We start from the raw sequence: 972 nt of genomic DNA, 5'->3' as shown, positions 1-972 counted from the left end.
CTCATCCTGCTGCCACTGAACGCGAACCAGGTCGCAGCCGGTTCCCGGTCTGATCCCGGGCCTGACCTTCCTCTCGGCACGATGACGGACCCGACGTTCACCGCCCAGGCGCGTCTGGCCGCTCACCGACTAAATCTCTTCCGGATCGCACCAGACATGGTCCTCACGCCCTGCGAACCGGGCTGGATGCCGCTCACTCAAGGGGTACTGACGGAACTGCGTCACCTACCGCGCGTTGTCCGCTCCGACCGTCGACTGGACGTTGAAGAGGCCTGGGATCGTCACCAAAGCGCACGGCGCCAAGACCCCTCACTCCGGCCCGGCTGGTTGTCGCGGACCGAGTCGTCCCCCGAAGCTGGCGACACCGGTGACGCGACTTCGACCTCGTTCAGCCCGCCGAGCAGACTCGAACTATCAGCAAACATGGACACCAAGGACGTCGTATCCACTTCGAGGCGGTCGTTCGTCACAGATTTGCTCATGCCGCTGGGGACTGCCCCGAGTTCAGTTGACTCAAAGGGTTAGTGGTTTCAGGCGGCCTTGAGGGCCACGTTTATTGTCTCAAACTCGATCGGGGTGAGCTTGCCGAGGCGGCGTTGTCGGCGCTTGCGGTGGTAGGTCCTCTCGATCCAGACCACCATCGCCAGGCGCAGTTCTTCCCGGGTTGACCACCGCTGCCGGTCCAGGACGTTCTTCTGCAGCAGGGCGAAGAACGACTCCATCGCGGCGTTATCGCCGCAGGCGCCGACGCGACCCATCGACCCGGTGATGCCGTTGTTCTTCAGCACCCGAAGGAACGCGTTGGAGCGGAATTGAGAGCCTCGGTCCGAGTGCAGGATCGTGCCGTCGATGGTGCGCTGGCCGATCGCGTTGCGGGCCGCTGCGACGGCCAGGGATGCTTTCATTCGGGAGTCGATGGAGTAGCCGACGATCTTGTTCGAGTAGACGTCTTTGATCGCGCAGAGGTAGAGC

General features: G+C 63.3%; 1 protein-coding gene. It reads right to left on the bottom strand.

Features of this window, described 5'->3' with window-relative positions:
* Positions 1-530 precede the first annotated feature (530 nt).
* Positions 531-972, bottom strand: a 442-nt coding sequence (locus QN357_RS19065) for a DDE-type integrase/transposase/recombinase (RefSeq protein WP_323505410.1), incomplete at its 5' end; no start/stop codon positions are given.

The sequence above is a fragment of the Cryobacterium sp. RTC2.1 genome, from assembly GCF_035018685.1.
Lineage (GTDB): Bacteria > Actinomycetota > Actinomycetes > Actinomycetales > Microbacteriaceae > Cryobacterium > Cryobacterium glucosi.
The sequence above is the reverse complement of the archived record's forward strand: the minus strand, read 5'-3'. Positions and strand labels throughout refer to the sequence as shown.